Source organism: Exiguobacterium sp. s129 (assembly GCF_018617585.1).
GTDB classification, from domain to species: Bacteria; Bacillota; Bacilli; order Exiguobacteriales; family Exiguobacteriaceae; genus Exiguobacterium; species Exiguobacterium aestuarii_A.
The window spans coordinates 119,057-144,156 of record NZ_JACSKL010000006.1; the positions used below are offsets into that span (position 1 = coordinate 119,057).

27 protein-coding genes and 1 other RNA gene are annotated in these 25,100 nt (G+C 46.4%); 11 read left to right on the plus strand and 17 right to left on the minus strand.

What is annotated here, in order from left to right; all coding sequences use genetic code 11:
• Positions 1-61: 61 nt before the first annotated feature.
• The gene (locus KNO92_RS08810; protein ID WP_214760968.1) at positions 62-1,594 is read right to left on the minus strand and encodes an FAD-dependent oxidoreductase; all 1,533 of its coding nucleotides are present in this window, start codon (positions 1,592-1,594) and stop codon (positions 62-64) included.
• Between the two features lie 193 nt (positions 1,595-1,787).
• Between KNO92_RS08810 and KNO92_RS08815 the strand changes: the two genes are divergently transcribed.
• Both KNO92_RS08815 and putP read left to right on the plus strand, forming a co-directional pair.
• Complete coding sequence (locus KNO92_RS08815) at positions 1,788-2,759, plus strand: D-alanyl-D-alanine carboxypeptidase family protein (RefSeq protein WP_214760970.1); 972 nt, start codon at positions 1,788-1,790, stop codon at positions 2,757-2,759.
• Between the two features lie 336 nt (positions 2,760-3,095).
• Positions 3,096-4,577 (plus strand): sodium/proline symporter PutP, encoded by a 1,482-nt coding sequence (gene putP / locus KNO92_RS08820; protein ID WP_214692515.1) that lies wholly within the window; start codon positions 3,096-3,098, stop codon positions 4,575-4,577.
• 51 nt (positions 4,578-4,628) lie between these two features.
• Here putP and KNO92_RS08825 read toward each other — a convergent pair whose 3' ends face one another.
• The 8 genes from KNO92_RS08825 to rnpB form a co-directional block, all read right to left on the minus strand.
• The gene (locus tag KNO92_RS08825) at positions 4,629-4,934 is read right to left on the minus strand and encodes a hypothetical protein (RefSeq protein ID WP_251126868.1); all 306 of its coding nucleotides are present in this window, start codon (positions 4,932-4,934) and stop codon (positions 4,629-4,631) included.
• A gap of 15 nt (positions 4,935-4,949) precedes the next feature.
• The gene (locus KNO92_RS08830) at positions 4,950-5,504 is read right to left on the minus strand and encodes a hypothetical protein (protein WP_214692517.1); all 555 of its coding nucleotides are present in this window, start codon (positions 5,502-5,504) and stop codon (positions 4,950-4,952) included.
• Between the two features lie 79 nt (positions 5,505-5,583).
• Positions 5,584-6,405, minus strand: coding sequence for a YihY/virulence factor BrkB family protein (locus KNO92_RS08835; protein ID WP_214692519.1), 822 nt, complete (start codon positions 6,403-6,405; stop codon positions 5,584-5,586).
• A gap of 102 nt (positions 6,406-6,507) precedes the next feature.
• Positions 6,508-7,926 (minus strand): alanine/glycine:cation symporter family protein, encoded by a 1,419-nt coding sequence (locus tag KNO92_RS08840; protein WP_214692521.1) that lies wholly within the window; start codon positions 7,924-7,926, stop codon positions 6,508-6,510.
• A gap of 59 nt (positions 7,927-7,985) precedes the next feature.
• Entirely contained in the window at positions 7,986-8,888 is a 903-nt protein-coding gene (locus KNO92_RS08845; protein WP_214760972.1) for a Gfo/Idh/MocA family protein, read from the minus strand.
• A gap of 53 nt (positions 8,889-8,941) precedes the next feature.
• Positions 8,942-9,124, minus strand: coding sequence for a hypothetical protein (locus KNO92_RS08850; protein WP_251127091.1), 183 nt, complete (start codon positions 9,122-9,124; stop codon positions 8,942-8,944).
• A 117-nt stretch (positions 9,125-9,241) separates the two neighbouring features.
• Positions 9,242-10,408, minus strand: coding sequence for a THUMP domain-containing class I SAM-dependent RNA methyltransferase (locus KNO92_RS08855; protein WP_214760977.1), 1,167 nt, complete (start codon positions 10,406-10,408; stop codon positions 9,242-9,244).
• Positions 10,409-10,533: 125 nt separating this feature from the next.
• An RNA gene (rnpB, locus tag KNO92_RS08860) (RNase P RNA component class B) lies at positions 10,534-10,901 on the minus strand.
• Between the two features lie 120 nt (positions 10,902-11,021).
• Between rnpB and KNO92_RS08865 the strand changes: the two genes are divergently transcribed.
• Positions 11,022-11,426: a hypothetical protein gene (locus tag KNO92_RS08865; RefSeq protein ID WP_214692531.1), complete on the plus strand. Its 405-nt coding sequence runs from the start codon at positions 11,022-11,024 to the stop codon at positions 11,424-11,426.
• A 44-nt stretch (positions 11,427-11,470) separates the two neighbouring features.
• On the opposite strand, the gene KNO92_RS08870 is transcribed toward KNO92_RS08865, so the two are convergent.
• Together KNO92_RS08870 and KNO92_RS08875 are read right to left on the minus strand one after the other, a co-directional pair.
• Positions 11,471-12,919: a S8 family peptidase gene (locus KNO92_RS08870; RefSeq protein WP_214692533.1), complete on the minus strand. Its 1,449-nt coding sequence runs from the start codon at positions 12,917-12,919 to the stop codon at positions 11,471-11,473.
• A gap of 94 nt (positions 12,920-13,013) precedes the next feature.
• On the minus strand, positions 13,014-13,421 hold the full coding sequence (locus KNO92_RS08875) for a type III PLP-dependent enzyme domain-containing protein (protein ID WP_074034380.1): 408 nt from the start codon (positions 13,419-13,421) through the stop codon (positions 13,014-13,016).
• Positions 13,422-13,590: 169 nt separating this feature from the next.
• Here KNO92_RS08875 and KNO92_RS08880 point away from each other — a divergent pair, with 169 nt between their 5' ends.
• The 5 genes from KNO92_RS08880 to KNO92_RS08900 all read left to right on the plus strand — a co-directional run bounded on the left by KNO92_RS08880 (position 13,591) and on the right by KNO92_RS08900 (position 18,279).
• Entirely contained in the window at positions 13,591-14,484 is an 894-nt protein-coding gene (locus KNO92_RS08880; RefSeq protein WP_214692535.1) for a hypothetical protein, read from the plus strand.
• Positions 14,485-14,554: 70 nt separating this feature from the next.
• Positions 14,555-15,220 carry a response regulator transcription factor gene (locus KNO92_RS08885; RefSeq protein WP_214692537.1) on the plus strand — a complete coding sequence of 222 codons (666 nt, stop codon included), beginning with the start codon at positions 14,555-14,557 and terminating at the stop codon, positions 15,218-15,220.
• A complete protein-coding gene (locus KNO92_RS08890; protein WP_214692545.1) occupies positions 15,217-16,563 on the plus strand; it encodes a sensor histidine kinase in 1,347 nt (448 codons plus the stop codon). The genes KNO92_RS08885 and KNO92_RS08890 overlap by 4 nt, the downstream gene beginning before the upstream one ends.
• Before the next feature lie 67 nt (positions 16,564-16,630).
• Positions 16,631-17,644 carry an ABC transporter permease gene (locus KNO92_RS08895; RefSeq protein ID WP_214692546.1) on the plus strand — a complete coding sequence of 338 codons (1,014 nt, stop codon included), beginning with the start codon at positions 16,631-16,633 and terminating at the stop codon, positions 17,642-17,644.
• Complete coding sequence (locus KNO92_RS08900) at positions 17,641-18,279, plus strand: ABC transporter ATP-binding protein (protein WP_214692548.1); 639 nt, start codon at positions 17,641-17,643, stop codon at positions 18,277-18,279. Before KNO92_RS08895 ends, KNO92_RS08900 begins: the two co-directional genes overlap by 4 nt.
• On the opposite strand, the gene KNO92_RS08905 is transcribed toward KNO92_RS08900, so the two are convergent.
• The gene (locus KNO92_RS08905; RefSeq protein WP_214692550.1) at positions 18,269-18,679 is read right to left on the minus strand and encodes a hypothetical protein; all 411 of its coding nucleotides are present in this window, start codon (positions 18,677-18,679) and stop codon (positions 18,269-18,271) included. The two genes, KNO92_RS08900 and KNO92_RS08905, sit on opposite strands and share 11 nt — an antisense overlap.
• 179 nt (positions 18,680-18,858) lie before the next feature.
• Between KNO92_RS08905 and KNO92_RS08910 the strand changes: the two genes are divergently transcribed.
• A complete protein-coding gene (locus KNO92_RS08910) occupies positions 18,859-19,782 on the plus strand; it encodes an alpha/beta hydrolase (RefSeq protein ID WP_214692552.1) in 924 nt (307 codons plus the stop codon).
• Here the strand turns inward: KNO92_RS08910 and KNO92_RS08915 are convergent.
• Positions 19,715-20,410 carry a CPBP family intramembrane glutamic endopeptidase gene (locus tag KNO92_RS08915; RefSeq protein WP_214692554.1) on the minus strand — a complete coding sequence of 232 codons (696 nt, stop codon included), beginning with the start codon at positions 20,408-20,410 and terminating at the stop codon, positions 19,715-19,717. The two genes, KNO92_RS08910 and KNO92_RS08915, sit on opposite strands and share 68 nt — an antisense overlap.
• A gap of 86 nt (positions 20,411-20,496) precedes the next feature.
• On the opposite strand from KNO92_RS08915, the gene KNO92_RS08920 reads away from it, so the two are divergent.
• Together KNO92_RS08920 and KNO92_RS08925 are read left to right on the plus strand one after the other, a co-directional pair.
• On the plus strand, positions 20,497-21,180 hold the full coding sequence (locus tag KNO92_RS08920) for a lytic transglycosylase domain-containing protein (protein WP_251126916.1): 684 nt from the start codon (positions 20,497-20,499) through the stop codon (positions 21,178-21,180).
• Positions 21,181-21,208: 28 nt separating this feature from the next.
• Positions 21,209-21,799: a DUF1643 domain-containing protein gene (locus tag KNO92_RS08925; protein WP_214692558.1), complete on the plus strand. Its 591-nt coding sequence runs from the start codon at positions 21,209-21,211 to the stop codon at positions 21,797-21,799.
• Between the two features lie 14 nt (positions 21,800-21,813).
• Here KNO92_RS08925 and KNO92_RS08930 read toward each other — a convergent pair whose 3' ends face one another.
• The 4 genes from KNO92_RS08930 to KNO92_RS08945 are packed head-to-tail and all read right to left on the minus strand — an operon-like array spanning position 21,814 to position 25,024.
• Positions 21,814-22,548 carry an energy-coupling factor transporter transmembrane component T family protein gene (locus tag KNO92_RS08930; protein ID WP_214692560.1) on the minus strand — a complete coding sequence of 245 codons (735 nt, stop codon included), beginning with the start codon at positions 22,546-22,548 and terminating at the stop codon, positions 21,814-21,816.
• A complete protein-coding gene (locus KNO92_RS08935; RefSeq protein WP_214692562.1) occupies positions 22,530-23,873 on the minus strand; it encodes an ABC transporter ATP-binding protein in 1,344 nt (447 codons plus the stop codon). The genes KNO92_RS08930 and KNO92_RS08935 overlap by 19 nt, the downstream gene beginning before the upstream one ends.
• Complete coding sequence (locus tag KNO92_RS08940; protein ID WP_074034359.1) at positions 23,866-24,441, minus strand: ECF transporter S component; 576 nt, start codon at positions 24,439-24,441, stop codon at positions 23,866-23,868. Before KNO92_RS08940 ends, KNO92_RS08935 begins: the two co-directional genes overlap by 8 nt.
• Entirely contained in the window at positions 24,434-25,024 is a 591-nt protein-coding gene (locus KNO92_RS08945; protein WP_214760979.1) for a Ykof family thiamine-binding protein, read from the minus strand. Before KNO92_RS08945 ends, KNO92_RS08940 begins: the two co-directional genes overlap by 8 nt.
• Positions 25,025-25,100: the final 76 nt, after the last annotated feature.

Consider the following 25,100-nt stretch of genomic DNA (forward strand, 5'->3'; position numbering starts at 1 on the left):
CTATGTGTTGTTCTGTTCTCTTTCTACTTTATTATAGCTGTCAACCTTTGCCTATACTAGTTTACAAATCTTCTCGCATCTTGTAGGGAAGTGGTTTTGTCGCAGGACCTTCTAGGACGGCTCCTTTAGCATCAAAACGAGACCCATGACAGGGACAGTCCCAAGTCCGTTCCGCATTGTTCCATTTCACGGTACAACCGAGATGGGTGCATGTCAGATTGACTACGTGACAATGGTTGTCTAAATCTCGATATACCCCTTTTGTCTGATGGTCCACTTGCACGATTCCGCCTTCGTCTAGTTGAAGGTCCTCGACACCCCGTCGTTCGAGTACGCGCTCCATGGTCCCTTTTGCGAATTGTGTCGCCGTATCGAGATTGGTTTTGACAAATGAGCCGACATCAGTCGGTTTGACGGTTTTCCGAAGTGGCGACACCAACTCCGAAAATCGATTCGGCTGACCGGTAAGTTGATCCGCGATTAAATTCCCTGCTGCAATCCCGTTTGTCATCCCCCACTTCAAAAATCCCGTAGCAAGAAAAAGATCCGGTTCTCGTTTGAACATTTGCCCGACATAGGGAAGCGAATCCAACGTGATGAGATCTTGAGAAGACCAGCGATACGACGCCCGATTCGTTCCAAAGTGATGTTGGGCATCGCGTTCAAGATGATCATAACGATTTCGTGTATCGGTCACCTGTCCCGCTATATGTCCTTCTCCACCAATTAATAAATACGTTTTTCCTTGATCCACATAAGACCGATACGATCGACTGTTTTGGTCAACACTTAAATACATCCCTTGCAGCGGAGCTGTATCCGTTTCACAAGCGACGATATAGGAGCGCTCTACTGAAAATTTTGACACGTATAGTCCGCGTAGGTCATTGAACGGATAATGAGTCGCAATCACGACCTGATTGGCCTGAACCCGTCTTCCTGTAGCAGTCGTGACAATCGGGCGTGGTCCTTGACTTACATCTAGTGCCCTCGTCTGTTCATAAATCCTTCCACCCAGCCGGACGAATCGATCTGCCAATTCACGTAAGTACTTGACTGGGTGAAACTGGGCTTGCTTTCGAATCACGAGCGCTTGATCAATTGAGAAGGGAAGCGTGTTTCCGACTTCCTCCGTTGCCTCCCCTCCGTCAAGCTTCAACCGACGATAAGCATCCAGTTCTCTGGACAGTTCTTCACTCGGTTCCGTTGAATATAAAAACGAGTCTTCTATCGAATAGTCACATTCAAATCCTTCATCGATTTGTTTTTGGAGATAGACGAGTGCCTCTTCGTTAAATTCGTAGTAGAGTCGGGCAGTCGTTTCATCGAAATGTCGAATCAGCTTCTGATATATCGCTCCGTGTTGGACAGAACACTTCGCCGTCGTATGTCCAGTCGTGCCGTGACCAATCTCTAGCGCTTCTAAGAGCGTTACTTGTTTTCCACGCTTTTGGAGTTCATAGGCACAGACTAGCCCGGCGATTCCGGCTCCGATGACGACGACTTCAGATGATTCCGAAGCGGTTAATGGTGGATACAGTGTCCCGGTGTCATGTTGTCGCCAGATGGAGTTCGTGAACGGATAACGTTGCATGGCATATTCCCCTCTCATTAATGGCATTCATACCTCTATACCCGATACACCATCGTTTCATCATCAATCATTGACCTAGTTCTTTATTTTATCGGCGCAATAAATATGCGTTTTCTATTATCTTTATAGAGTAACGATAAAGGAGGGACTTGTTTTGACCCGTAGAAGGAGACACCGAAGAAGAACGTACATCATGCGAAGAATGGTTGCAGCGGTCGTGTTGCTCGGAATCGTCGCACTGATCCCGACATTGGTCGGATTTAAGCAGGATAAAGAAGCACCAACACCCGCTGAAACTGCGGCTCCCAAAGTCGAACCGATGAAGCAAGGTCCCGTGTTCCCCGACATCAAGATGGGAACTTGGCATCCAAGTGAAACGATGTTACTCAATAACGAGGACATTCCAGTCGGCGCGATGACTTTCGTAAATGTGGACAAACAAGAAATCTTGATTGATAAAAATGCTAACGACCGCGTCTTCCCAGCCAGCACGACAAAACTGATGACGGCTTTACTCGCTTACGAGAAAGCATCGGTGGCAAACGAACTCGATCAGCCGCTCATTTCGATACAAACCTCAACACTCGACATCCCTTGGGATAGCCACATCGCGCATCTTGAGATTGGTGATACATTAACGGTACGTCAGGCATTATATGCCACACTTCTTGAATCAGGAAATGATGCCGCAAACAGTCTGGCAGAATATACGAGCGGTTCGACCGAAGCATTCGTTCAATTGATGAATGAGCGGGCAAAAGTTCTTGGATTGACAGGTACCCATTTTGTGAACGCGCACGGATACTCCGATCCAAATCACTACACGACGGCGAATGATATGGCCAAAATCACATACGCATTTAGTACATATCCTGAACTCGTTGAGATTGCCGGTACATATGAATTCAAAGCTGAATTCAATGACAAAGACGGAAATGGCAAACGACGTTGGTGGTATCACCTCGGCTCATCCGTCAATGAGAGAAGTATCCACTACTCAAAGTATGTGACCGCTACGAAAACGGGGTATACCGATGAGTCGGGCTATACGATGGTGTTTATCATGAAACATCAAAACGAGACGTATATCTTGGTCACGATGCAGGCAAAATCCGGGCAAACTTTCCCGACGATGCGTCTGGTCGAAGAGAAGGCTTTTAAATAACGTAAGAAAAGGGCATGTAAATCCATGCTCTTTTTCGTTTTTTCAGAAAAACCATCGCTTAATGTTACAGGAATGTTACAGCAAGAAGTCCTCAACATTTCAAATATTCAGAATATTTAAACTTTTTAGCACCTTATTTTCACTCTCATCCGTTGATATGATGGGCTTTAGAGCCATTTTTCTGAAAAGGTGACAGTTTGCAATCATTTAAATCGTTCGGTAAGGTAAGACACAAGTTCGCCTTTTCAACTTTTGTTATTGACTGTGTGATGTGTTCACACAATCGCGAACGAGTTTGATGAAATAGATTTTCTTAACTTAATAGGAGGTAATTCAATGCTATGGCAAGAATGGGTATCGATCGCGCTTTATCTCGTGATGATGCTTCTTATCGGATACGTTGCGTATAAACGAACGACCGATTCATCAGATTATATGTTAGGTGGCCGTAAAATGGGGCCAGGAGTTACAGCCATGTCAGCCGGAGCTTCGGATATGAGTGGTTGGATGTTAATGGGACTACCGGGTGCAATGTACGCAACTGGACTATCAGCAATTTGGTTAGCCGTTGGATTGGTCATCGGAGCTTACTTGAACTACTTGTTAGTTGCTCCACGACTTCGCGTCTTCACAGAGATGGCGAACGATTCGATTACGATTCCAGACTTTTTAGAGAATCGGTTCCGAGATCACTCGAACTGGCTACGGATCCTATCTGCATCCGTCATCATCATCTTCTTCACGTTCTATACGTCAGCCGGACTCGTTTCTGGCGGGAAGTTGTTTGAAAGCTCATTCGGATTAAACTATCAGACAGGTGTCGTCGTTACAATTAGTGTCGTGATCTTGTATACCCTCTTCGGTGGATTCACGGCAGTTAGTTGGACAGACTTCGCACAAGGTGTCATCATGTTCTTGGCACTCGTGCTCGTTCCATTTGTTGCTTTGACGGATCTCGGTGGAGTAGACACTGCTGTCAACTCTGCAACGACAATCAATGCCGACTTGTTTGATCTCTTCAAAGGGACAACGACACTCGGGATTATCGGTCTCCTCGCTTGGGGACTCGGCTACTTCGGTCAGCCACACATCATTGTTCGCTTTATGGCCATCCGTGATGTGAAATCATTGAAAACAGCACGTCGCATCGGAATGAGCTGGATGACCGTATCAATTATCGGTGCAGTCATGACAGGTTTCGTCGGAATCGCTTATTTCCGTGGACAAGGTAATCCACTCGGTGACCCGGAAACAGTCTTCATTCAATTCTCAGAAGTCTTGTTCCACCCGTTCATCACTGGATTCTTGTTAGCCGCAATTCTTGCAGCTGTCATGTCGACTGTATCATCACAATTGCTCGTTACTTCATCTGCTTTGACAGAAGACTTCTATCGTAAGTTCTTCAACAAAGAAGCAAGTGAAAAAACAATGGTACGTGCTGGACGTATCGGTGTCTTGCTCGTCGGATTTGTGGCGACGCTTATGTCACTCAACCCATCTAGTACAATCTTGACACTTGTTGGTTATGCTTGGGCCGGTTTCGGTTCTGCATTCGGACCAGCAATCCTGTTATCACTCTACTGGAGCAAGATGACACGCCAAGGTGCCCTCGCCGGTATTCTTGTAGGTGCCATCACGGTTATCCTTTGGATCGTGACTGGACTTTCAACAGTCCTTTACGAAATGGTTCCTGGCTTCTTCTTAAGTATGTTGGCAATCGTACTTGTCAGTAACTTCACAAGCCAGAAAGAACAGAAACGCATCAATCGTGAATTCGGTGAAATGGAAGCTGAATTGGCAGCTGCGAAAAAAGAATAATCCAGATCAATTTAAAAACTCGGTTCCCTTCAGAGGGACCGAGTTTTTGTATTACATCGATGCTGCGATTAACCAGACACGGATTACGAATGGTACGAGCACCAATATGAGCATCGCATTTCGCATCCATTTGCTCCGATTCCAGTAATACGCCATCAACACGAACGGATGAAGTGCGACTAGCTCATATGGATTGAACCAGAACCACGTGATAATCAGGACAATCAAGTAATACAGAACCGACTTTTCCTTCGTTGATCGATATTCACGCCACATGTCATACGCCCCTTTGAAGAACGCAATGAATGTCGCAATCCAAAACAAAATGACAATGATATTGTCGAATCCACTAAACAACTGAGTAACCACCTTTTAGGAAGCATTTTCTACATAAAAACCGCCCCAATAAATATGACGGTACGTAAACTCTTTTCCACTCTCTACAGTAATCACAATTTCATCTTCCGTCAATACGAGGACGTGAACAGGTACTTCTCCTTGGCGTAACATCGGGCTAAACAATTGAAATTGTTTATTGAGCCATTTGCGTTCTGAGAAATTTTGATAATGATGTAGCGCAAGCATCGGATGACTCAAGTATGCGGCCCCAACGATCGCGATGGCGATAGGTGGAGCTCCAATTTCCATCAAGAATGTGAAGACGAGAACGAGTGACAAAACTGAATAGCCAAACTCAACCAATTCCATGAAAGAAGCACGACTGGCGATGACATATTGTATCACGCGAAACATGAGATACAATATGATACTCACAATTAGAAACTCAGAGAATGGCGAATGGCGAAACGATACATCCAAATAGAACAAGACAGGTAACAGGAGGATCCATTTCCACAGATGTAAGGCGAGGTAAAACAATGATTGATCGATGAAACGACGATTGTGTACGAGCCGTTGCATATCCATGTTTCCCACCTCCGCTTAGATGATGTGACCTTACGTTACCATTCCCTATTCTTTTAAATGATAACTAGCATTTACACGTCTAACGAAGTTTTTCTTTCCCCTCGATCAATGTCGCGTTCAAGAGTCCTCCTAGCAAAATCACAGAAGCAGCAAGGTAAAACCAAATTAACAAGACAATGAACGCCCCAAGTTGACCGTAGAACTGTTCATAGTTCGCGAACTGGGAATAATAGCTGAACACGTTTGAAACGATGAGGATTCCTACAGTCGCAAATGCCGCCCCAGCCCAACTATTCTTGAATGTACCTGACACACTCGGCAACCACTTATAAACGAAGATAAATACGGTAAAGAGTATACCCGTCCCTACAATCCATCTAAAGTAAAACCATATCTGAGCATAGGTCGTGACGATCTCATCGATGAACAAGATATATGAAGACACTTCACGTAACGCCGTTTCGATCACCGGTACGAGTAATGAAAACGGGAGTACAAACATGAGTGCCAATGTGATTGCGATGTCTTGCAAGACACCTCTCCAAAAAGCCTTATTTCGGACCGCCCGATAAGCATCGTTTAATGCCCGGACCAACGACTGCACAGCAATCGATGAAATCCAAAGTGCGGGTAAGATACTGAATGATGCCAATTTCAATTTAGAGTTATCGAAAATCGCTTCGATGTTCCCTTCTAACAGCCGATAGCTCGCTTCAGGCATAATGAGTGATAACGCTTGTATCACATCACCGCTCGTAAATGGTAAAAACCCGACAATCCCTAATACGAATAATAAGAACGGGAACGTGGATAAAATGAAGTAATAGGCCAACATGGCAGCTTGGTCAAAGAAGCGTTCTGTAAAAAAACGCTTGACGACTGTTGATAAAACTTGTTTCATCTTTACTCTCTACTTTCTTTAATATAATAAAAATACGGTATTTGAAATATTATTACTAAAATGAAGGAGAGGCTTCCGGTAACGGAAGCACTCTCACATCGGTTAACTGATTTCTTCTTTTTTCGCTTCCCATGCCTCGATGTGTTCTTTTCCGGGAAGATCGACGCCTTCTTTAAAGAATTCTGGGTCTCGCCCTTCTTTCTTCTGGGCCATGTAATCATCGAGTAACGTCTTCGCGACTTTACTCAAGCGGAAAATCGCATACATGTTGACGAGCGCCATGAGTCCCATGAAAATGTCAGCGATGGACCAGACAAGCCCTGCCGACCGTACTGAACCAAACATGACCATACCGACGACTGCAATCCGATAGATGATGAGATAGCGTTTCTTTTCCGAGATGAACTCAATATTCGTTTCACCATAATAGTAGTTCGCCAGAATGGAACTGAAGGCGAAAAGTAAGATGGCGATGGTCATGAGCGTCGTCGCAATCGGTCCAATCTCGACGAGAAGTGCCTCTTGCGCAAGTTCAATCCCTTGGAACGACTCGGACCCTTCAACACCCGAGATCAAGACGATCATCGCCGTCGCTGTACAAATAAACAACGTGTCCACAAAAACGCTGAGTGATTGGATCAATCCTTGTTTGACAGGGTGACTGACTTCAGCCGTAGCTGCCGCATTCGGTGCGGAACCCATCCCCGCCTCGTTCGAGAATAGCCCACGTCGAATTCCTTGAAGGACAGCCGCACCGACCGCACCACCGAACAATTGTTGGAAACCGAGTACACCTTCAGAGAAGATGGCCGAGAAGACTTGTGGCACGACATCAAGATTCGTCAAGACGACCCAAATGGCCAGCAAGATGTAGCCTCCTGCCATGACCGGTACGATGATTCCGGATAGTGTTGAAATCGAACGAATTCCACCGAAAATGACGATGGCGGTGACGACTGACAGAATCAAGCCGACCCATACCGTGTCAACCTCAAACACATTGTTCACGGAGAGTGCAATGGTGTTGGCTTGTACTGAATTGAAGGCAAAACCGAACGCAAACGTAATTAAGATCGCAAACACAATGCCGAGCCACCGTTCTCCGAGCGCCCGTTCGATGTAATAGGCCGGTCCCCCACGCCAAGCCTTGCCATCATGCACTTTATATACTTGGGCAAGCGTGCTCTCAACAAATGCCGAGGCCGCTCCGATTAAAGCGATGAGCCACATCCAGAACACGGCTCCAGGACCACCTAACGCAATCGCGGTCGATACACCGGCAATGTTTCCCGTACCGACACGTGCCGCGGTCCCGATTGCGAACGCTTGGAATGAAGAAACTTGACCTTTCTCGTGTTTGAGTCCTTTGACAAATAGTAGTTTGAACATCTCAGGTAGCATTCGGAACTGGACGAACCCCATCCGAATCGTAAAATAAAGACCTCCTGCAATCAAGACGAAGATGAGAAGGTACGACCATAAATAGTCATTGATTTGCATAATAAGTTCACGGATATCCAACGAAATCGCCTCCTTTTATCGGGTTTTTACCCGCTATGAATCTGACAGAAACAGTGGGTTCAATGCACGTTTTTAAGAATCTCTTCACAAAGACGATGTGTCTCCAAACTATCCTCAGCTAGGACTGACTTGTTCGCTTCCCCATTTAAAAGTTTGATAAAGTCATCAATCAAGTCGATAAAGCCCCGACGCTTTAAATTTGACTCCCACGGATCAAGCGACCACTCTTTTATCCCATCGACGCCATAGTCTATGACTCGTTCGACGTCCCGTGTGACACGCTTCACAGATGGAGACATGACTTCCATCACTTCTTCCGTGCATCCATTATCCCGGTTCATCCAGCCGATTGCTTCAATCCCACCCGCCTGAAAATGAATCATCACCTGTTTCAACACATCTCCTTCATATCGCGGCGTGACAGACAAGCGTTCGACAGGATGAAGGTCCGTCAAATAACGAAGCGTATCGACGACGTGCACAAAGTCCTCGATGATAAATTCTCGAAGTGTCGCCGGTTTATACGTTCTGTTCTTTTGAATAAGTATCATGTTCTTTTGTTCGACTTGTTTAAGCGCCTCTGTCGCCGTAGCAAATCGGCGATTGAAGCCCGTGACGAGATGAACACCCTTCTCTTTCGCAAGTGCAACAAGACGTTCCGTCTCTTCAAGTGAGAACGTGATCGGCTTGTCGATGAAGACATGCTTCCCTTGTCGTAAACAATATTCCGCTTGCTCGTAATGGGCAGCTGTCGTCGAATGAATCATGACCGCATCGATTTTTGTCATCGGTACGTCTTGAAGGTCCGTATATCCTTTTTTAAAACGATAGGTCGATATGATGTCCTGTAACTTCTGTTCATCTCTTGAGACAAGATACACGTTCACGTTTTTTAATCCGGCGTATACAGGCAGATACGCTTTTTTTGCCACGTCACCTATGCCTACTACTAAAATATTCAATCGGTCCACTCCTTTATGTTATATGTAGAAAGCCCGAAGCGACTGCCTCGGGCTCACGTAATAGATACAATCTCAAATCTGGTGATCGGTTCACGAATCGCGTCGGATACAATCTGGTAAGCCGCATTTAGTTCCTCTTGATTATTTAAATCGGGCACCCGGTCCATTTCCACCTCGACCGTCCGAGTGTTCTGTTCTTTCGCGTGTAATTGATATTCAACGGTATACTTTTGCATCACATGTCCCCCTCTAATTATACATATGTTATGTATAACCTGTTCATCGAATGATGAAACAAGTGAGTTTGTTCATCGGAAGCAAAAAAATGACCGCTCGCTAGAACGGTCATTCGTTTATGACTGCGATTTTGGTGACGCGTCACGGTTTGGGCGTGGACGACGTTTTCCAAAGTACTGATAATATTGAGTTTCGATGTTACCGTTGTACAACTTCCGACGCTTCGTCGCCGGGCGACCGTATGCTTTTTCGAAGTCCTCATAACTCGTCAACATGTAGACGCTGTATCCAGGGTACTTCGCATATTGTGCGCCGATCCGCTCGTACAAGTCGATGATTTCTTCTTCTGACTGAAGTCGTTCCCCGTAAGGCGGGTTACCAATGATGACGCCGTACTCCTCTTTCGGTTTCAATGCGGCCGCATCACTATGGACGAACGTGATCGCATCACGGACATCGGCGAGTTCCGCGTTGTCTTTCGCAAGTTTTACCATACGCGGGTCGAGGTCGATTCCATAGATTTTGAGCGGTTTATCCCACTCCGCTTTTTCGTTCGCTTCGTTCATGGCTGCATACCACGCTTTTTTCGGGATACATGTCCATTCCTGAGCGAAGTATTCGCGATTAATACCCGGCGCGATGTTCCGTCCGATCATCGCCGCCTCGATTGCGAGTGTCCCTGAACCCGTGAAGACATCATAAAATGGCATATCAGGACGCCAGTTCGTCAATTGAATCATTGCCGCCGCCATCGTTTCTTTAAGTGGTGCCTGTGAATGCAACTCACGGTAGCCTCGACGGTGAAGCGGGCCTGACGTATCGATTGTGATCGTCGCTACATCTTTTAACAAAGCAACTTCAATCGGGAATTTCGCACCTGACTTCGGCAACCATTCCCCTCCCTTATGGTAGCCACGCTGCATCGCTTCGACGATTGCCTTCTCCGTAATCTTTTGACAGTCCCGAATTGAGAACAATTTCGATTTGACCGAGCGACCATCAACCGTGAACGCAGCGTCCCACGGCATGAAATCTGTCCACGGCAATGCCACAACCCCGTCGAATAGTTCTGTGAACGTTGTCGCCTTGAACTCCGCTACGACGAGTTTGACACGGTCTGCCGTGCGCAACCACATATTTAATCGTGGAATGTCTTCCATCTCCGCATCGATGTAAACTCGACCATTCTCGACTTCACATGTGTATCCTAAGTCTCTTACTTCTTTTGCAACGAGTGCCTCAATCCCCATCGCTGCTGTCGCAATCAGTTTACGTTTTGCCATCTGCAATCGCCTTCTTTCTACATTAAAATCTTTCATTCATGTTGTAAATTGTAAAAAAATCATGAAAAAAGGAGCTCAAGTATATGTGCTTGAACTCCTTGTCGTTGTTAGTTGAGACTATGTTGTCCTGTAAGCCATGTTCTGTACTCCGGTGCTCATAGCGGTCTCCCTGGCACGATGGAGTGACAATCATCTATCTGCGCACATCGGCGCCCTCCGTCCCGTTCGGTTCCGGTTCGGAAGTTCCCCTACCATAGTTTGGGTTTCTCGCTCGTGGGGTTTACCTCGTTCCACTCTGAACGTTTCCGATCAGACTTCGTCACTGTGGCACTTTCAAGAAGCGTACACCATATCCGAGGACTTAGGTGTTTCTTCTGCCGTCAACTTGCGTTGCCTACACTTATCTTTTCGTGTAGCACGATCACTACAGCCATCACAGGCTGTGCGAGCATGGACTTTCCTCAAAACTTGCGTCCCGCGATTGTCCAGACCTCATAGTCACTTCAACCATTGTAGCGGAAATTTCAACAATTTACAACTGAAATTCGAAACTTGATTTTACATTCAGTCAGCGCTAAAATAAGGCGTGTTCATTGAATAAGGAGGGATTTTGATGCATCAAGATGCAAAAAACGGTTGGATTCAACGTCTGACTTATGTAATAGAAATCGATGACATTAAAGTGCTCCACCCGAACAACGGCGTGTTCGCCTTCTACCGAAATAATCGTCTCGTCCGAGGGTTTGAACCGTTCGATATTAAAGCACCGAACGAACTCTCGAAACGATCTTATCATTTTGACCATCATAATTTAGCACACTTAGAAGAGCGTTTCCCTGACGCGATTCCGGTGTTCGACGAAACCCATGAAACGCGTCGCGCTTGGAGTGATCGGGTTCGTGTCGGATTATGCGAAATCATCCGCGATGGTAAACTCAGTTTTGAGCATATTGACGACCAAGGAAATGTATTAGAAGCGAGTATCCGTTGGTGTGGAGAAGCCATCACCATCGATTGAATTAGATAAGCCGTCTCTCCGTTCGGAGTAGACGGCTTTTTTCTTTATAAGGATTCAACCACAGGCGGTTCTTCCTCGACCACAGGCGGTGTATAATTCGTCGATACGACTTTTTCACGCACATCTGTCGGCTTTAGAATCACCGTCAACGGTTTTGTCGTATCTCCTCTCACCGGGAATGTTCCGGCGATATGGAGGGCTTCATACATTTTATTGCCATCCGCATCAAGAACGGTGACGATTCCTTTACGAGTAGTCTGTAAGGAGAACGTCTGAGCATCTGCCGCATCAACGGAGATGGACGTTTTGACCGTATTGATATAATCAATCGTCTTACTCGTAGACCGTTTGTATTTTCCATCGGTCATTTGGGCGACAAGTCGATACTGCCCACTCGGTAGCCAATCACCATATGCAAACATCGTAAAGTTTGTATTCGGACTTAACGTTTTAATTTTCTTACTACCCATATACAGTCCATACGTCGTTTTGATTGTCGGACGCTGCATGACATTCAGTTTCACATCGGTAATATAGCGTTGCTTCCAAGTAGAATCAGTACTTAGTGTCAATGGCCGAGGGGTCGCATCGAGTAGTTTTAATGTATTCAACTCCGTATACGTTTTCCCTTGAGAACGTGGCATTTTCGCGATCAGGGCATCCACCTCGTCAGGTGTTAAAAATGGATTGATTGATTTGACGAGCGCGAGACTCGCTGTGACCATTGGTGCGGCCATAGAGGTACCATCCATATAAATAAAACGATTATTCACCCCGAGTGAGAGAATATTCACACCAGGAGCAACGATTTTTACACTCGCATCCATGTTGGTGAAGTCAGCAACTTGATGACGAGAGTCAATCGCACCGACAGCAATCACTTCTTTCATATTCGCCGGGAACGACGTTTTAGTCATCCCATCGTTACCTGAAGATGCAACTACGATTACACCTTTGGCTCTCGCCTGTTTGATGGACGCAGCTAAGCGACGATCATAGTCATCTCCACCAAGTGATAAGTTGATAATCGTGGCACCTTTTGCGACGGCAGTATCTACAGCTTTTGCCACCGTCCATGAGTCTGTATATTCAGAGTTTCTTCCATAGAAAACATTATAAAAATGATATCGCACGTTCGGGGCGAGCCCGGCAATTCCAAAATGATTATGCTTTCCTGCCATGATGCCGGCAGTATGCGTCCCATGGGTATCTGCGCTATAGGGACCTTTCATCGAATTCACGACGCGTGGAACATTTTTTAAATCTGTATGATTACGGTCGGCAGATGAGTCGATTAACGCCACGACGATGTCTGAGGCACCTCTCGTTTTACTCCACGCCAAGTCTGTCCCGATTTGTCGTACATAATATTGATTCGTGATTCGTGGCTCTGAGACGACGTAGCCATGTTTTTCAAGCACGACAGGTTTCGCTGCATCCACACCTACAGGCAATAACAGCGCAATCGCTGTCAAAAGGGCAATCTTTTTCATTCCTTCCGCTCCATTCCAAACTGATAAAGTGATTTCATTATCTCAAACTTTGGATTAGATTTCCCTTTTTTTGAATAAAAAGTTGTCGACAAGTTTACCAATAGCTTGGTTCATCAGGATGTAACATCTCATATTCGACAATTCGCCCGATGGTCAAATACGTATAATACCGCGCCAGTTCAACTCGACTTGAGTCAGGACGAAATCCTTCTAAATCTTCTCCGAGCGGAGAGCCGTCGATTGTCTCAAACTGCTGACAAAAAAAAGACTCTGTTTCCGCATCCCAGACGATACGATCCCCGATATATCCACTTCCAAAGCGAATGTAGTCGATGATGGACGGGACGATGACTTCAGCTGGTAACCGTTCACTCATCCGTCCGACTAGTTCGTATCTGATCCGGTCTGCCTGATCCGCTTCTTCGAGGGAGACACATTTTAATACTTCTTTATTGATTTCAATCAAGACAACATAATCACCAGGTTCGATGGAAAGCTTCATCGCCTCACCTCACTTTTCATTCCTTCATCCGATTCTCTACACGTTACTATTCGTGATGGGATGTGGAAATCCTGTCCATTCCGCATCATTTTCCAAATCTCAGTTGAATTCGCAACGATCGCTTGGTTTTTGATATACTATTCGTATGAATCTAGAGAGGAAGTGCATCATGGCCAAACGACCGTTGACCCCTCGTGAAAGTGAATTGATTGCGACCGCTTTGTATGTCGTCGAGACGATTCCATACGCAGGATATATCGATCGTCTCGAATCTCTCACACTACGAGACATCGCTGATGACTATTTGAATGGTACACTACCTGCCGCAGACGCGATTGACGCGCTTGACCAATATATTTATGTGCGACGCCATCGTTTCAAAAATGTGACACCCCACAACCTTTGGACGTTGGATGATCGCACCGAACAAGAAGCGCTGAGACACATTTCAAAACGACCTGAGTTGAAAAAAGGACAGACGCTGAATAAGCGGAATCAACCGTTTCAAGTCGGACAAGACATTGAGTTCAAAGTGGACAAACATGTCGACCGGGGGCAGTTCCGAATTTATATTGGAAAACAACAAGGATATACATGTAAGGCACAGTCTAAAGAGCGGGACAAAATGAAATCAATCACGGGATGGGTCACTCATATCGACCCAAAAGACCGCTTGGTGTTTGTCAACGTCACGGATTTTGGACGTTTGCCGATGGAACAGTCGATGAAGCAGGAACTCGAATCGATGAGTGCCTCATTACTCGGATGGTTCGCGACGGCGACCCTACCTTCCGAAGAAGAGGCTCTACTTGCAAAACAAATGATTGCCACCCTTCAACGTCGTGATCAACCGTATTGGTTTACGTTGACAACCGCCCTTAATCACCCAAGACCAGAACACGTCAAACGTTGGGGAACAGTCGTGAATCTGCTCTTAAAAGCATCAACGGGTGATCAAAAAGCGATTCAGACATTAGAGACACAAGAAGATAAGTACTTCAAAGATGCATTCATCCGTGCGCTTCGAGCTTTGCACGAGGAAATGACGAAACAATTGAACTGATTCGACTCGAGGTGACCCATACGGGGTCACCTCGTTTCGCGTGTAAGTTTTATAGAAAGGAACGATTGACATGCGTTTACTCATCGTGGAAGATGACCCTTCAATTTTACGTCTTGTGAAAGAGACGTTTGAAGATGCAGGTCACGATGTTTTCATTGCAACAGACGGGAAGTCAGGCGAGCAGCTATATATGACTCAGCCGATTGATGCAGCCATTATCGACATTATGCTACCAGGTATAGATGGTCGGGAATTGTGTCGCCGCCTGAAAACGGAACTTGATATTCCTGTCATCTTATTGACGGCACTCGGCGAATGGGAAGATAAACGTCAAGGGTTTGAGCACGGGGCAGATGACTATATGACAAAACCTTTCATCCCAGAAGAACTACTATTCCGATTACAAGCCGTTTCAAGGCGATACAAGCGCTCATCTGCTTCGCGTATTCAAGCAGGACCGCTACAGTTGGATTTAACCGAATATGAAGTGAAACTCGACGATCAATTGTTCTATCTTCCCAAAAAAGAGTTTGAACTATTGTTTCAGCTCGCTTCATTTCCAGGCAGGGTCTATCGTCGCGAAGAGTTGATTGAACTCGTATGGGGATTTGATTTCGAAGGAGATGAACGAACGGTCGATGTGCACATCAAACGACTCCGTCACAGGTTCGACCACCCCGCACTCTCGATTCGGACAGTGCGCGGTGTCGGGTATTCACTCGAGGTATTGAAATGAAGACATTATATACTCGAATCATTCTCACCATGTTTTTCATTTTACTCATTTCTGGAGCCATCTCGTTATTGATTAGTAATGTCGCTTACTATACGTGGTGGCAACCTTCTTATAGTGAGAAGACCGAGACAATCGCAAAACAGGCGTCGACCTATTTCTCAGAACATACAGATGCAGACGAAGACGCATTTTATTCGTTTTTGGCTGCGACAGGTTACCAATTGGTTGTGATTGATTCGACAAATACACGATCGCGCTATGGTGGTTCGTTTAGAGATGAATCGATTCCTGACGATGTGATTTCATTTGTCCGTGCAGGCACACCTTATCAAGGAATGCGTGATTTCCCATTTCACCTGTTCCTTTTAGGGCTATTTGATAATGAATTGACGAATACGTACGGATGGACACTCGACAACGGAGATGTCGTCTTCATTCGACCTGACCTGAGTGCCCAAATCCGAGAGCTTCACCTTTTTGTTGGCATGTTCTTCGGACTCGTAACCATTCTCGCGTTCAGCTTGATTGCGATGTCGACTCGTTCGCTCGTTCGACCTTTAAAAACGCTCACAGCCGCGACGACTGAAGTGGCCATGAGGCAAGAGCCGAAACATCTGCCTATTGAACGAAAAGATGAAATCGGAACGTTAGCGAGACAGTTCCAAGAGATGACGAATGTAATCAAGCAGACCGAAGCACGACAACGTCGATTCGTCTCGAACGTCTCTCATGAGTTTCAGTCACCCTTGACGTCACTCGTCGGCTATGCGGAAAAGTTGGCTGAAGGTACCGACGGTGTATCGAAAGAATATGCACGTGTCATCGAACAAGAAACAAGACGTTTATCTCAATTAACCAAACAACTCTTATTGTTATCGCGTCTAGATGAACATCCACCGACCCTTGCGTCGGATGTGAACGTGTTACAGTCTATCTCAGAGGTCATACAGATGAACGCATTTTTGCTCGACCAAAAAGGGATTGCCGTCATGACCGACATCCCGCCTGATGTCGAATTGAAAAGTGACCCTGTCCTTCTCGCACAAGTGTGGAACAATGTATTAGTCAATGCTATCCATGCCTCACACGATGGTGGGACGATTCGGATCACATGCACCGTCAATCCTCGGATATGTGTCTCCTTTATCGATGAAGGAATTGGAATGGATGAGGAGACGAAACGTCATTTATTTGACCGGTTTTTCAGAGGCGATGCCGCACGAACGACTCAAGGAACCGGGTTAGGCCTCGCCATCACATCAGACATCATCGCTTTGCACGGTGGACAGATTACCCTTGAATCGACTAAAGGAATCGGGACGACGTTCCATCTTCATTTTTGATGCTGTTCATATTCTGTTCATATTGAACGATTACACTTCCTTCATAGAACTTGAAGGAGGTTTTTTTATGCAATTAGGATGGAAAGAGATGTGGCGACAAAAAAGAAAGTTTTCGATGCTGTTCGTGATCACGCTCATGATCGTCATGTTAACGACCTTGATCACGGGGCTTGCTGACGGACTAGCATATGACAACGGTTCTGCCTTACACGAATTGAACGTTTCAACGTATAGACTGGACAAAGATTCAGATGGTCAGTTGACGCGTTCCTTTTTGGACGTCCCAACTGATGCTTCAACTGAAACGATGAGTGTCCGCCCGCTCACAGTCACAATTGATGGAAAGAAAGAAGAGGTGACCCTCTTCGCCCTTCCTAGCGGTAGCAAGATTGGACCAGTCGAAGGTCTACGAAAAGGTGAAGTGGTCTTCGATTCGAGCCTTTCAGAGAACGTAAAGATTGGCGATACGCTGACCGACTTCGTGTCAGCGTATGACTTTACAATCGCTGGTGAGGCCCTTGGAAGATACAGCCATGGGCCCGTCCTCTATACGACGAATGAAACGTGGTTCGATTATTTACGATACTCCGAACAACGTCCATATGTATCTGCCGAGATTGGAGCAAATGCTTCGGCATCCGATACACTCACGATGAGTCAACAGGAACTCATCGAATCTGTTCCCGGTTATAGCGCCGAGCAGAGCACATTTACGATGATGCGGGCATTCTTACTGGTGATCGGAACCTTTATTTTGACCGCATTCTTTTATCTGTTCACCTTACAAAAACTACCAGAACTCGGTATTTTGAAAGCAATCGGTCTCTCCCCACGAATCATCGGACAGGCATTGCTCTTTCAAGTAATCGTCATCGTATCATCCGCTGTCACGGCGTCCATCGCGATTATGTATATCGCTGATGCCGTGATTCCATCGTCGATGCCGTTTATCGTCGACATCGGTCACGTTTCTCTATTTGGTTCCATGTTCATCATCTTATCGATCCTTGGTGCATTCCTTCCGCTCTGGAAGATTCGCCAAATCGACGCGATTGAAATTATAGGAGGGAAAGCATCATGAGACTAGAGCATATATCTCATCAATTCGATGGCCAGCTCGTTCTAAATGATATTCATTTACACGTGTCACCTGGAGAATGTATCGCCATCGTCGGTCCAAGTGGGAGTGGAAAGAGTACGTTATTATATATTCTCGGTCTGCTCCGAAAACCAGATCAAGGAACATTCTCCATGAATGAACAAGATGTGTTTGATTTAGACGAAGAACAGCGACGGCTTCTCCGACTACATGAAGTCGGGTTCGTATTTCAGCAAGCACATCTGATCCCTTATCTGACAGTACTCGAACAGCTCGAGCTCATTCAAGAAAACAAAGATAGCGACGCAAAACAGTTACTAGTGAAGCTTGGATTAGAACATCGATTACATCATCTCCCGACGACACTCTCTGGAGGAGAAAAACAACGCGTCGCCGTCGCTAGAGCCTTGATTAATTCACCACAACTCATTTTGGCAGATGAACCGACGGCGAGTCTGGATTACGAGAACGGACGGCGTGTGATGGAGTTGCTGTCACAACAAGCACATCGTGAAGGACGTAGCGTCGTCGTCATCACGCACGATGAACGTATGCTCGATGTATGTGATCGTGTACTGCGTGTCATCGATGGCACATTGACTGAGGTCAATAGCTAAACATCGGTTCACGTTGACAGATTTGTTGAAGCTGATGCGTGAGCCAGCCACCGAAACGTACGGTGACCCCGATCTCTCCCTGTTGCGAGATGTTGGCACCTTCAATGACCATGAACCGCTCCGCAATATGATTTGATTCGAGTCGTATACCCGAGAGACAAGCAAATGCACGGACGACCTCTTCTGGTCGGCATCCCGTCGACATTGCGATTTCCTGAACCTCGGTGTGTAGGCTCGATTTGTTATGTAGAAAATAACGATCGAGCAACAAATCGAACACGAGACCGACGATTCGTTCGTCGCCGTCACATGTCCATTTAAAGGTCACACCGCTTTCGAGTGTTCCATTTGGATTACTCAACACACATTGAATCATTCGATAGCTATCCACTCGTTCCATCACTGTTCCGATCCCCTTTATAGATTGTTTAGCGATCATAGCGTATATCCTTATGTGATGCGAGAAGAGTATCGTCATATAAACTTTGAGGTTATGGCACGTAAGAGCCCAACTTACGACAGAAAATAGCACGATTTCTCTTCGTTTCGGGTACAATTACGTTGAAAGGAGTCGATCATATGCAACGAAAATGGCAAATCGGATTAGCTTCACTTTTCACTGGTTATTACGCAATCAGCTACTATGCTTTCAAACGGATGACTCGAGGGAAACGGAAAACACCGGAGATGTTACTTGCTCCATACACGGAAGAGGACCGTGCCTTCTATCATGATGTCCCATTTGAACATGTCTCCATACAGTCGAGGGACGATTATCGACTCTATGGTCGAATTTATCGGAATGACGCCTCGACGAAATGGATTGTTTTTGTACATGGTTATACCGCTTCACATAGCTTCATGGCGCCTCATCTCGCCATGTTCCATCGTCTCGGATATAACTTGCTTGCTGTCGACTTAAGGTCACACGGGGAATCCGAAGGCGTTTATGCTTCTTACGGATATCATGAAAAAATCGATATGATCGATTGGGTCGAATGGTTGAAAACGAATGAAACAGTCGAACAAATCGGTCTTCACGGAGTCTCGATGGGTGCAGCGACGGTCCTTCAAACGACTCCGCTCACAGACGTCGATTTTGTCATCGCAGAATGTCCGTTTGACGATATGGGGCAATTGATGCGATACCAATTGAAAGAATTGCATCGGATACCTGCAGAGTTCTTCCTTCCCGGAATCAATTATTTCTTATGGTCTCGTGCCGGGTTCACCATGAAGCAAGTACAACCAAAAAAGGCCGTCACTGAAACGACGACCCCAATCTTATTCGTACACGGCTCAAAAGATGATTTTGTCCCGACGTGGATGTCAGTCGAGATGAACGCGTTGAACCGCCTAAACGATTTGCTCTTGATTGACGGAGCAGAACATACAGATTGTATGATCAAGGACGCCCCTGCATATGAAGACGCAGTCAATCGCTTTTTGCACCGACATGGATTGGTCCAGCAATCAAGTCAAGCAGTACATGCAAGACCATGACCGGCCATAAGACACCCATACCTAAATATAGTAGACCAAGACCGAAACCGACAATGCCCGTCGTCAAGATTCCTTTGACGCCTTGATAGGCATGCGCGATGCCAAAGAGAGCTCCGCCAATTAGTGCAAAAGTGACGTTCGACCCATCGATATATAGTGTGATCGTATATAGTAGAACGCCTCTAAAGATGAACTCTTCGGTCACACCTGCTGTGACCGAGACGGCACTCCATTCCTGTTCCTCTTTCTTCGTTCTAGGCAGGAGAAGCTTTTCTAAATCAAGCTCATAGTACGGGCGTAGGACACGTCGTAGTCGGGATGAGGTCTTGACTAACAAGTAAAAAACGAGTGTCACTGTGACGAGAATACATGATAGGAAAAAGACTTGCCACGCTTGTTCGTTGCCTGGTTCTGGCGAAAATGTCAAACCTACTTCAGATGGCGGTACTTGAAATAAGAAAATGAGAGCTACAATCAACAAGGTCAGTCCCCATGCTGATTTAACGGTTTGGTCGTATACCCACGTCCGTCCTTTCGTCTCAATCAATGGACGAATCAGTTTTGCGTTAAAGATTTGGACAATCAACATGTATCCAATAATTGCCGTGAAAATCAATCGTTCGAGCATCCATATCCACTCCTGTCCTTCCTCTTAGCTATATGCTACACTATTCGGGTATTGTCTAAAAGCTAGGAGGCGGTATCTTGAAACGTATGATGCTGCGACTGACCGGTTTCATCATTGTACTCGTGCTTTTGCTCGGGGCAATTGGCTGGTTCGGTCAACATGATAAAGTAAACAATGGATTGTATCGAACCTATTATGGCGAGCACGGTGTACCAAACGCTAATCTCGCTGTGTATCAGGACGCCGCGGAGGCATATGACGTGGATTGGCGTCTGCTTGCTGCTGTACATCGCGTCGAGACGATTTTCTCACACAGTTCTTCGATGCGCTCCTCTGTTGGCGCAATCGGACCATTTCAATTTATGCCTCGCACTTGGCTAGGTTGGGAATATGATACGGATGATCAAAAAGGCGATGTTCCAGAAGACGAAGTCGATCTGACAGATCTGGCTTTAATCGATCAATACGGAGGTCTCGGGCGTGACGGAAATGGCGATGGCAAGGCAGACCCGCATAGTCTTGTTGATTCTGCCCATACGGCGGCGTATTATTTAAGTGAACACGGCGGGAAAAAGACGGATTCAGTCACATCGATACGGAACGCCATCTTCGAGTACAATCGAAGTGAGCAGTATGTCACTGATGTCATGACATACTATGAGAATTATGAATCAAGTGTGACGGTCATCCCGGATGAGCGGGACACGTTTAGTCAACATGTCGCCTATTATACGATTCGATACGTCGAGTGGTTTAAGACACTCGGCTGATGTTTACATGAAAAAGTGAGGAATGGAAATGAATACGCATATAGAAGAAGTAACCATCCGCGTAAAATCGATTTTCAACGAAGACAAAACGAAACGTTATATGCGAACGTATGAGTTCACGGATGTCGAGGATGGAGTGATTTGTGCCGTCATCATCTATTCACCGCGTATGAGCGATGCCTTTTTATCAGGTACGACAACGCAACGTGCTTATATGTTGATGCAAAATCATTTGTCGCAACCGATTCGGGAGATGCGTGTCATCAGCCTCGTGCCAACACTTGCCATCAATGATAATCTTCCATATGTGGAATCGCAGCTCGACGAGACGAATTATCACTATGTCGAAGAGACGTTACAAGAGGTGGAGGCGAGCGGCGGGATGATCATCGTCGGTTGGGGTTCGCCTGGTCGATTGATGCACCATGCGACATCCTATAAATCGCTCTTTGCCGATTACGAGTCGAATATGTACTGTATCGGTACGACTGCTAAAGGCGAACCGCAACAGATTCGTATGGCCAACGAGAACACGGTACTCGAGGCGTTCAACAATGAATCGGTAAAACCAAAGTTTCGGATTGTGAAGGAAACGAAAAAGGAAGATGACTCCATGTGAGTCACCTTCCTTTTTTATATGCCCGCCCAGATGGCGATTCCAAATAACGTGAGTAATACACCTGACCAAACAAAATCACTTGATTTGACCTCAACCTTGTCATAAATCGTTCGTTTTCCACTCGTGAACCCTCTTGCTTCCATCGAAAAGGCGATGCGTTCGGCTCGACGGATTGAACCTGCAAGGAGTGGCAACAGTAATTTTGGAACGTGCCGAAGGCGTTCCCATTTCGTGTTGAGCGAAATTCCTCGCAACTGATGTGCATATTGGAGTTGCTGCAGCTCACGCTGCAACAAAGGGATGAAACGGAACCCGACCAGGGCACTATAGGCGATTGTCGGCGATAACTTCGCCTGTTGCATCAAACTCATGACGAATCGCTTTGAATCCGTTGTAAATATGAAAAGAAGGGAGAGGACCGTGAACGCCAAAACGCGAAGACTGAGGGCAACGGCGACACGTCTCTCTTCGATTGTGATGTCCTGACCGAGTATGGTCATCCACGACTCTCCCTCAAGATTTTTCCCAAACACGAGCGTCGTCCAAAACGTACCGATCGCCGTGATGAGAAATGGAATTAAGAACATTCCCCATCTCTTCCACGATACGTCTGTTGCCACCAGCTGAATCAGTAGCGTACCGACAATGATGACGAGCGGTGTCCAAGGATTGTAAAACAGTGCCAGACCGAACATGATGAACGTCAATGTCACAAACTTCACCGTCGGATTCATGTCATGGAGTGACATCGTTCTCCCCTCCCTTGCAATCGATAATCAAGGAGCATCTCTGTGTTCTGCCATAGTTCATCCCCGAACGGTCCCGAAAGTTCCCCATCCTTCATCAAATAGAACGTATTGGCGATATTGGCGAACGATAGGTCATGGGTTACGAACAGGATGGTCTGCCCTTGTTCCGCATGCCGCTTCATCAGCGCCTCGAGTGCATGGAGTGACGCTTCGTCCTGACCTGCAGTCGGTTCATCGAATGCAAGCAATTGCTTATTCGATAGCGACTGGATTCCAACTGCGAGCCTCCGTTTTTGACCATGGCTAAGGGATAACGGATGGAGGAATCTCTGATTATGAAGCTCCATGTCAGATATCACGGTCTCAATTGATGTTTCGTGACCAAACTGCAACTCTTGCTCAACGGAGTTCATAAAAAATAGATGTTCTGGTGATTGTGGCACGAGCCCGACCCGATGATCGTGTTCTGTTAAGCTTCTCAAAAATGTCGACTTCCCGCTCCCATTCGGACCGAGAACGGCAATCACTTCTCCTGACCGGACATGAAGTAACGTTTCCTTAAGCTGAAACGAATCACGTCTGACCTCTTTAACCTTGTAGCGTTGAATAGCTGAGAGTGACGCGTTCGACTTCACGAATGCAAAATCCTCGACCGGACGGAATGATTCATGCCTAACGATACACCCTCGCTCTAACTCAATATGCCAGTCAAAGTAATCTCCCCATAGATGAGGACGATGCTCGACGACAATGACATTCAGGTCTTTCATTTTGTCGAGCCATTTTACAAATTCTTGCGCGGTCACTGGGTCTAGATGCGTCAACGGTTCATCGAGCAGTAGCCACTGAGGCCTTCCGACTAAAGCGCAAGCGACAGCGATCCGCTGTTTCTGTCCGCCTGACAACGAATCAATTTTGCGGTTTCGATAATCACTCAACTGTAACGATTCGAGGATTTCCGTCACGCGTTGTTCGATGTCTGAGACAGGTGTCGACAAGTTCTCAAGTGTGAAAATCAGTTCTTCTTCCACCCGCTCCATGACAAATTGCGTATCCGGGTCTTGAAACACCGTTGCGACCTGCTGATTGATCTCGCCAGGTGCATAGTCGTCGTATGATCGTCCAAGTAGTTCGAGTCTACCATCAAGGATTCCGTCACAATTCTCCGGATAGAGACGGTTGAATAGCGCGAGAAGCGTCGATTTCCCGCTTCCGCTCGCCCCACTAAGAATCGTACGACCTTGACGGATTGAAACGGTCACGTCTTCAAGAATCGCCTCAGAACTCTCTGGGAATCGAAAATGAAGTGACTCTGTCTCAACCATGGACGTTCCCACTTCGTGAAATCGCATAACCGCGAAGTGATCCTGTCTTCAGCAATAGGTCACTGAGCAACTTCCCACCGATTCCAGCGATGACCATCCCACTGACGGCTCTCAGCCCGAACATCGTCGCCACATAGCCTGGCTCTAACATCGCGAACCCACTCATGAAATATGTATAGACGAAACTCGTGACAGCCGACCCAAATCCGGCAAGCATGAGTACCCATAGCTCATAACGTCTATAGCCCGTCATCGCAAAGACGGCTTCTGCCCCTAAACCTTGAACGATGCCGACCAAGATGATGCGTGGCCCAATGGCATTGCCAATCAACATCTCAATCGTTGCGGCCATCACTTCTGAGATGAATGCCGCCCCCGGTTTACGAATGATGTATGCGGAGATAATCGATACGATAAACCAGATGCCAAAGATCCACTCGTAGGCGATGGGACCGATCAACCCTGCCCACAAGTTACCGATATGAACGAACAATAAATAGACGACCGCGAAGACAACAGATAGTACGGAGACAAGGACGACTTCTTTCAATTTCCACGATTTAAGCATGTCGCCCTCCATGTGACGGACTATTTACGCTGAACGTCACCGTCATGACAACGTGTCGGTTCTTTTCGCGCGTCCGCTTAAAGGCCGCCTCGTAGTATGAGAACACGTCATCTAAGTTCCCATGGATGCCTGATGCATGATGCATCGACTCGTTATAGACACCAGCCTGTTTTGCTTGTTCGATTTCCTCATAGATAAGCTCCATGTAATCGTCAGCACCCATCGGATAGAGTGCGAACTGCGATGACACGTACTGGTCTCTTGATGCACCGTTTAATGGTTCGCTCGGAGCCTTGAGTACCTCATCTCCCGCCGAATCCCCTGGACAACCGACAGAGAACGTTCCGCTCATTGAGACATGCTTCCCTTCTTCCGAAGCAAGACTCAAGACCGTTCGAGCGACGTCAAACACATGCTCGACTTGTCCACGGATGACCGTCGACACGTCATCCGTATGTCTCCACACACCTGACAGATCCGTTCGTTTTAGTGCACCTTTGATTGTCCCGACAAAATCGTCTGTCATCGGGCTTAGTGTGAATCGAAACCCGACAATCGGACTCGTACCACATGATTCATTCATTCTATTTCCCCCTCTAAATGTGTTTGCATAAAAAAAGCCGCATTCATGAGAATGCAGCAACAAAATCTATACAAAC

Bases quoted from the DNA above. Each gene is read 5' to 3' on its own strand.
- KNO92_RS08810 (WP_214760968.1), bottom strand. From the start codon at position 1,594: ATGCAACGTTATCCGTTCACGAACTCCATCTGGCGACAACATGACACC.
- KNO92_RS08815 (WP_214760970.1), top strand. From the start codon at position 1,788: ATGCGAAGAATGGTTGCAGCGGTCGTGTTGCTCGGAATCGTCGCACTG.
- putP (WP_214692515.1), top strand. From the start codon at position 3,096: ATGCTATGGCAAGAATGGGTATCGATCGCGCTTTATCTCGTGATGATG.
- KNO92_RS08830 (WP_214692517.1), bottom strand. From the start codon at position 5,504: ATGGATATGCAACGGCTCGTACACAATCGTCGTTTCATCGATCAATCA.
- KNO92_RS08835 (WP_214692519.1), bottom strand. From the start codon at position 6,405: ATGAAACAAGTTTTATCAACAGTCGTCAAGCGTTTTTTTACAGAACGC.
- KNO92_RS08850 (WP_251127091.1), bottom strand. From the start codon at position 9,124: ATGCAAAAGTATACCGTTGAATATCAATTACACGCGAAAGAACAGAAC.
- KNO92_RS08855 (WP_214760977.1), bottom strand. From the start codon at position 10,408: ATGGCAAAACGTAAACTGATTGCGACAGCAGCGATGGGGATTGAGGCA.
- KNO92_RS08865 (WP_214692531.1), top strand. From the start codon at position 11,022: ATGCATCAAGATGCAAAAAACGGTTGGATTCAACGTCTGACTTATGTA.
- KNO92_RS08870 (WP_214692533.1), bottom strand. From the start codon at position 12,919: ATGAAAAAGATTGCCCTTTTGACAGCGATTGCGCTGTTATTGCCTGTA.
- KNO92_RS08875 (WP_074034380.1), bottom strand. From the start codon at position 13,421: ATGAAGCTTTCCATCGAACCTGGTGATTATGTTGTCTTGATTGAAATC.
- KNO92_RS08880 (WP_214692535.1), top strand. From the start codon at position 13,591: ATGGCCAAACGACCGTTGACCCCTCGTGAAAGTGAATTGATTGCGACC.
- KNO92_RS08885 (WP_214692537.1), top strand. From the start codon at position 14,555: ATGCGTTTACTCATCGTGGAAGATGACCCTTCAATTTTACGTCTTGTG.
- KNO92_RS08890 (WP_214692545.1), top strand. From the start codon at position 15,217: ATGAAGACATTATATACTCGAATCATTCTCACCATGTTTTTCATTTTA.
- KNO92_RS08895 (WP_214692546.1), top strand. From the start codon at position 16,631: ATGCAATTAGGATGGAAAGAGATGTGGCGACAAAAAAGAAAGTTTTCG.
- KNO92_RS08900 (WP_214692548.1), top strand. From the start codon at position 17,641: ATGAGACTAGAGCATATATCTCATCAATTCGATGGCCAGCTCGTTCTA.
- KNO92_RS08905 (WP_214692550.1), bottom strand. From the start codon at position 18,679: ATGGAACGAGTGGATAGCTATCGAATGATTCAATGTGTGTTGAGTAAT.
- KNO92_RS08910 (WP_214692552.1), top strand. From the start codon at position 18,859: ATGCAACGAAAATGGCAAATCGGATTAGCTTCACTTTTCACTGGTTAT.
- KNO92_RS08915 (WP_214692554.1), bottom strand. From the start codon at position 20,410: ATGCTCGAACGATTGATTTTCACGGCAATTATTGGATACATGTTGATT.
- KNO92_RS08920 (WP_251126916.1), top strand. From the start codon at position 20,497: ATGATGCTGCGACTGACCGGTTTCATCATTGTACTCGTGCTTTTGCTC.
- KNO92_RS08925 (WP_214692558.1), top strand. From the start codon at position 21,209: ATGAATACGCATATAGAAGAAGTAACCATCCGCGTAAAATCGATTTTC.
- KNO92_RS08930 (WP_214692560.1), bottom strand. From the start codon at position 22,548: ATGTCACTCCATGACATGAATCCGACGGTGAAGTTTGTGACATTGACG.
- KNO92_RS08935 (WP_214692562.1), bottom strand. From the start codon at position 23,873: ATGGTTGAGACAGAGTCACTTCATTTTCGATTCCCAGAGAGTTCTGAG.
- KNO92_RS08940 (WP_074034359.1), bottom strand. From the start codon at position 24,441: ATGCTTAAATCGTGGAAATTGAAAGAAGTCGTCCTTGTCTCCGTACTA.
- KNO92_RS08945 (WP_214760979.1), bottom strand. From the start codon at position 25,024: ATGAATGAATCATGTGGTACGAGTCCGATTGTCGGGTTTCGATTCACA.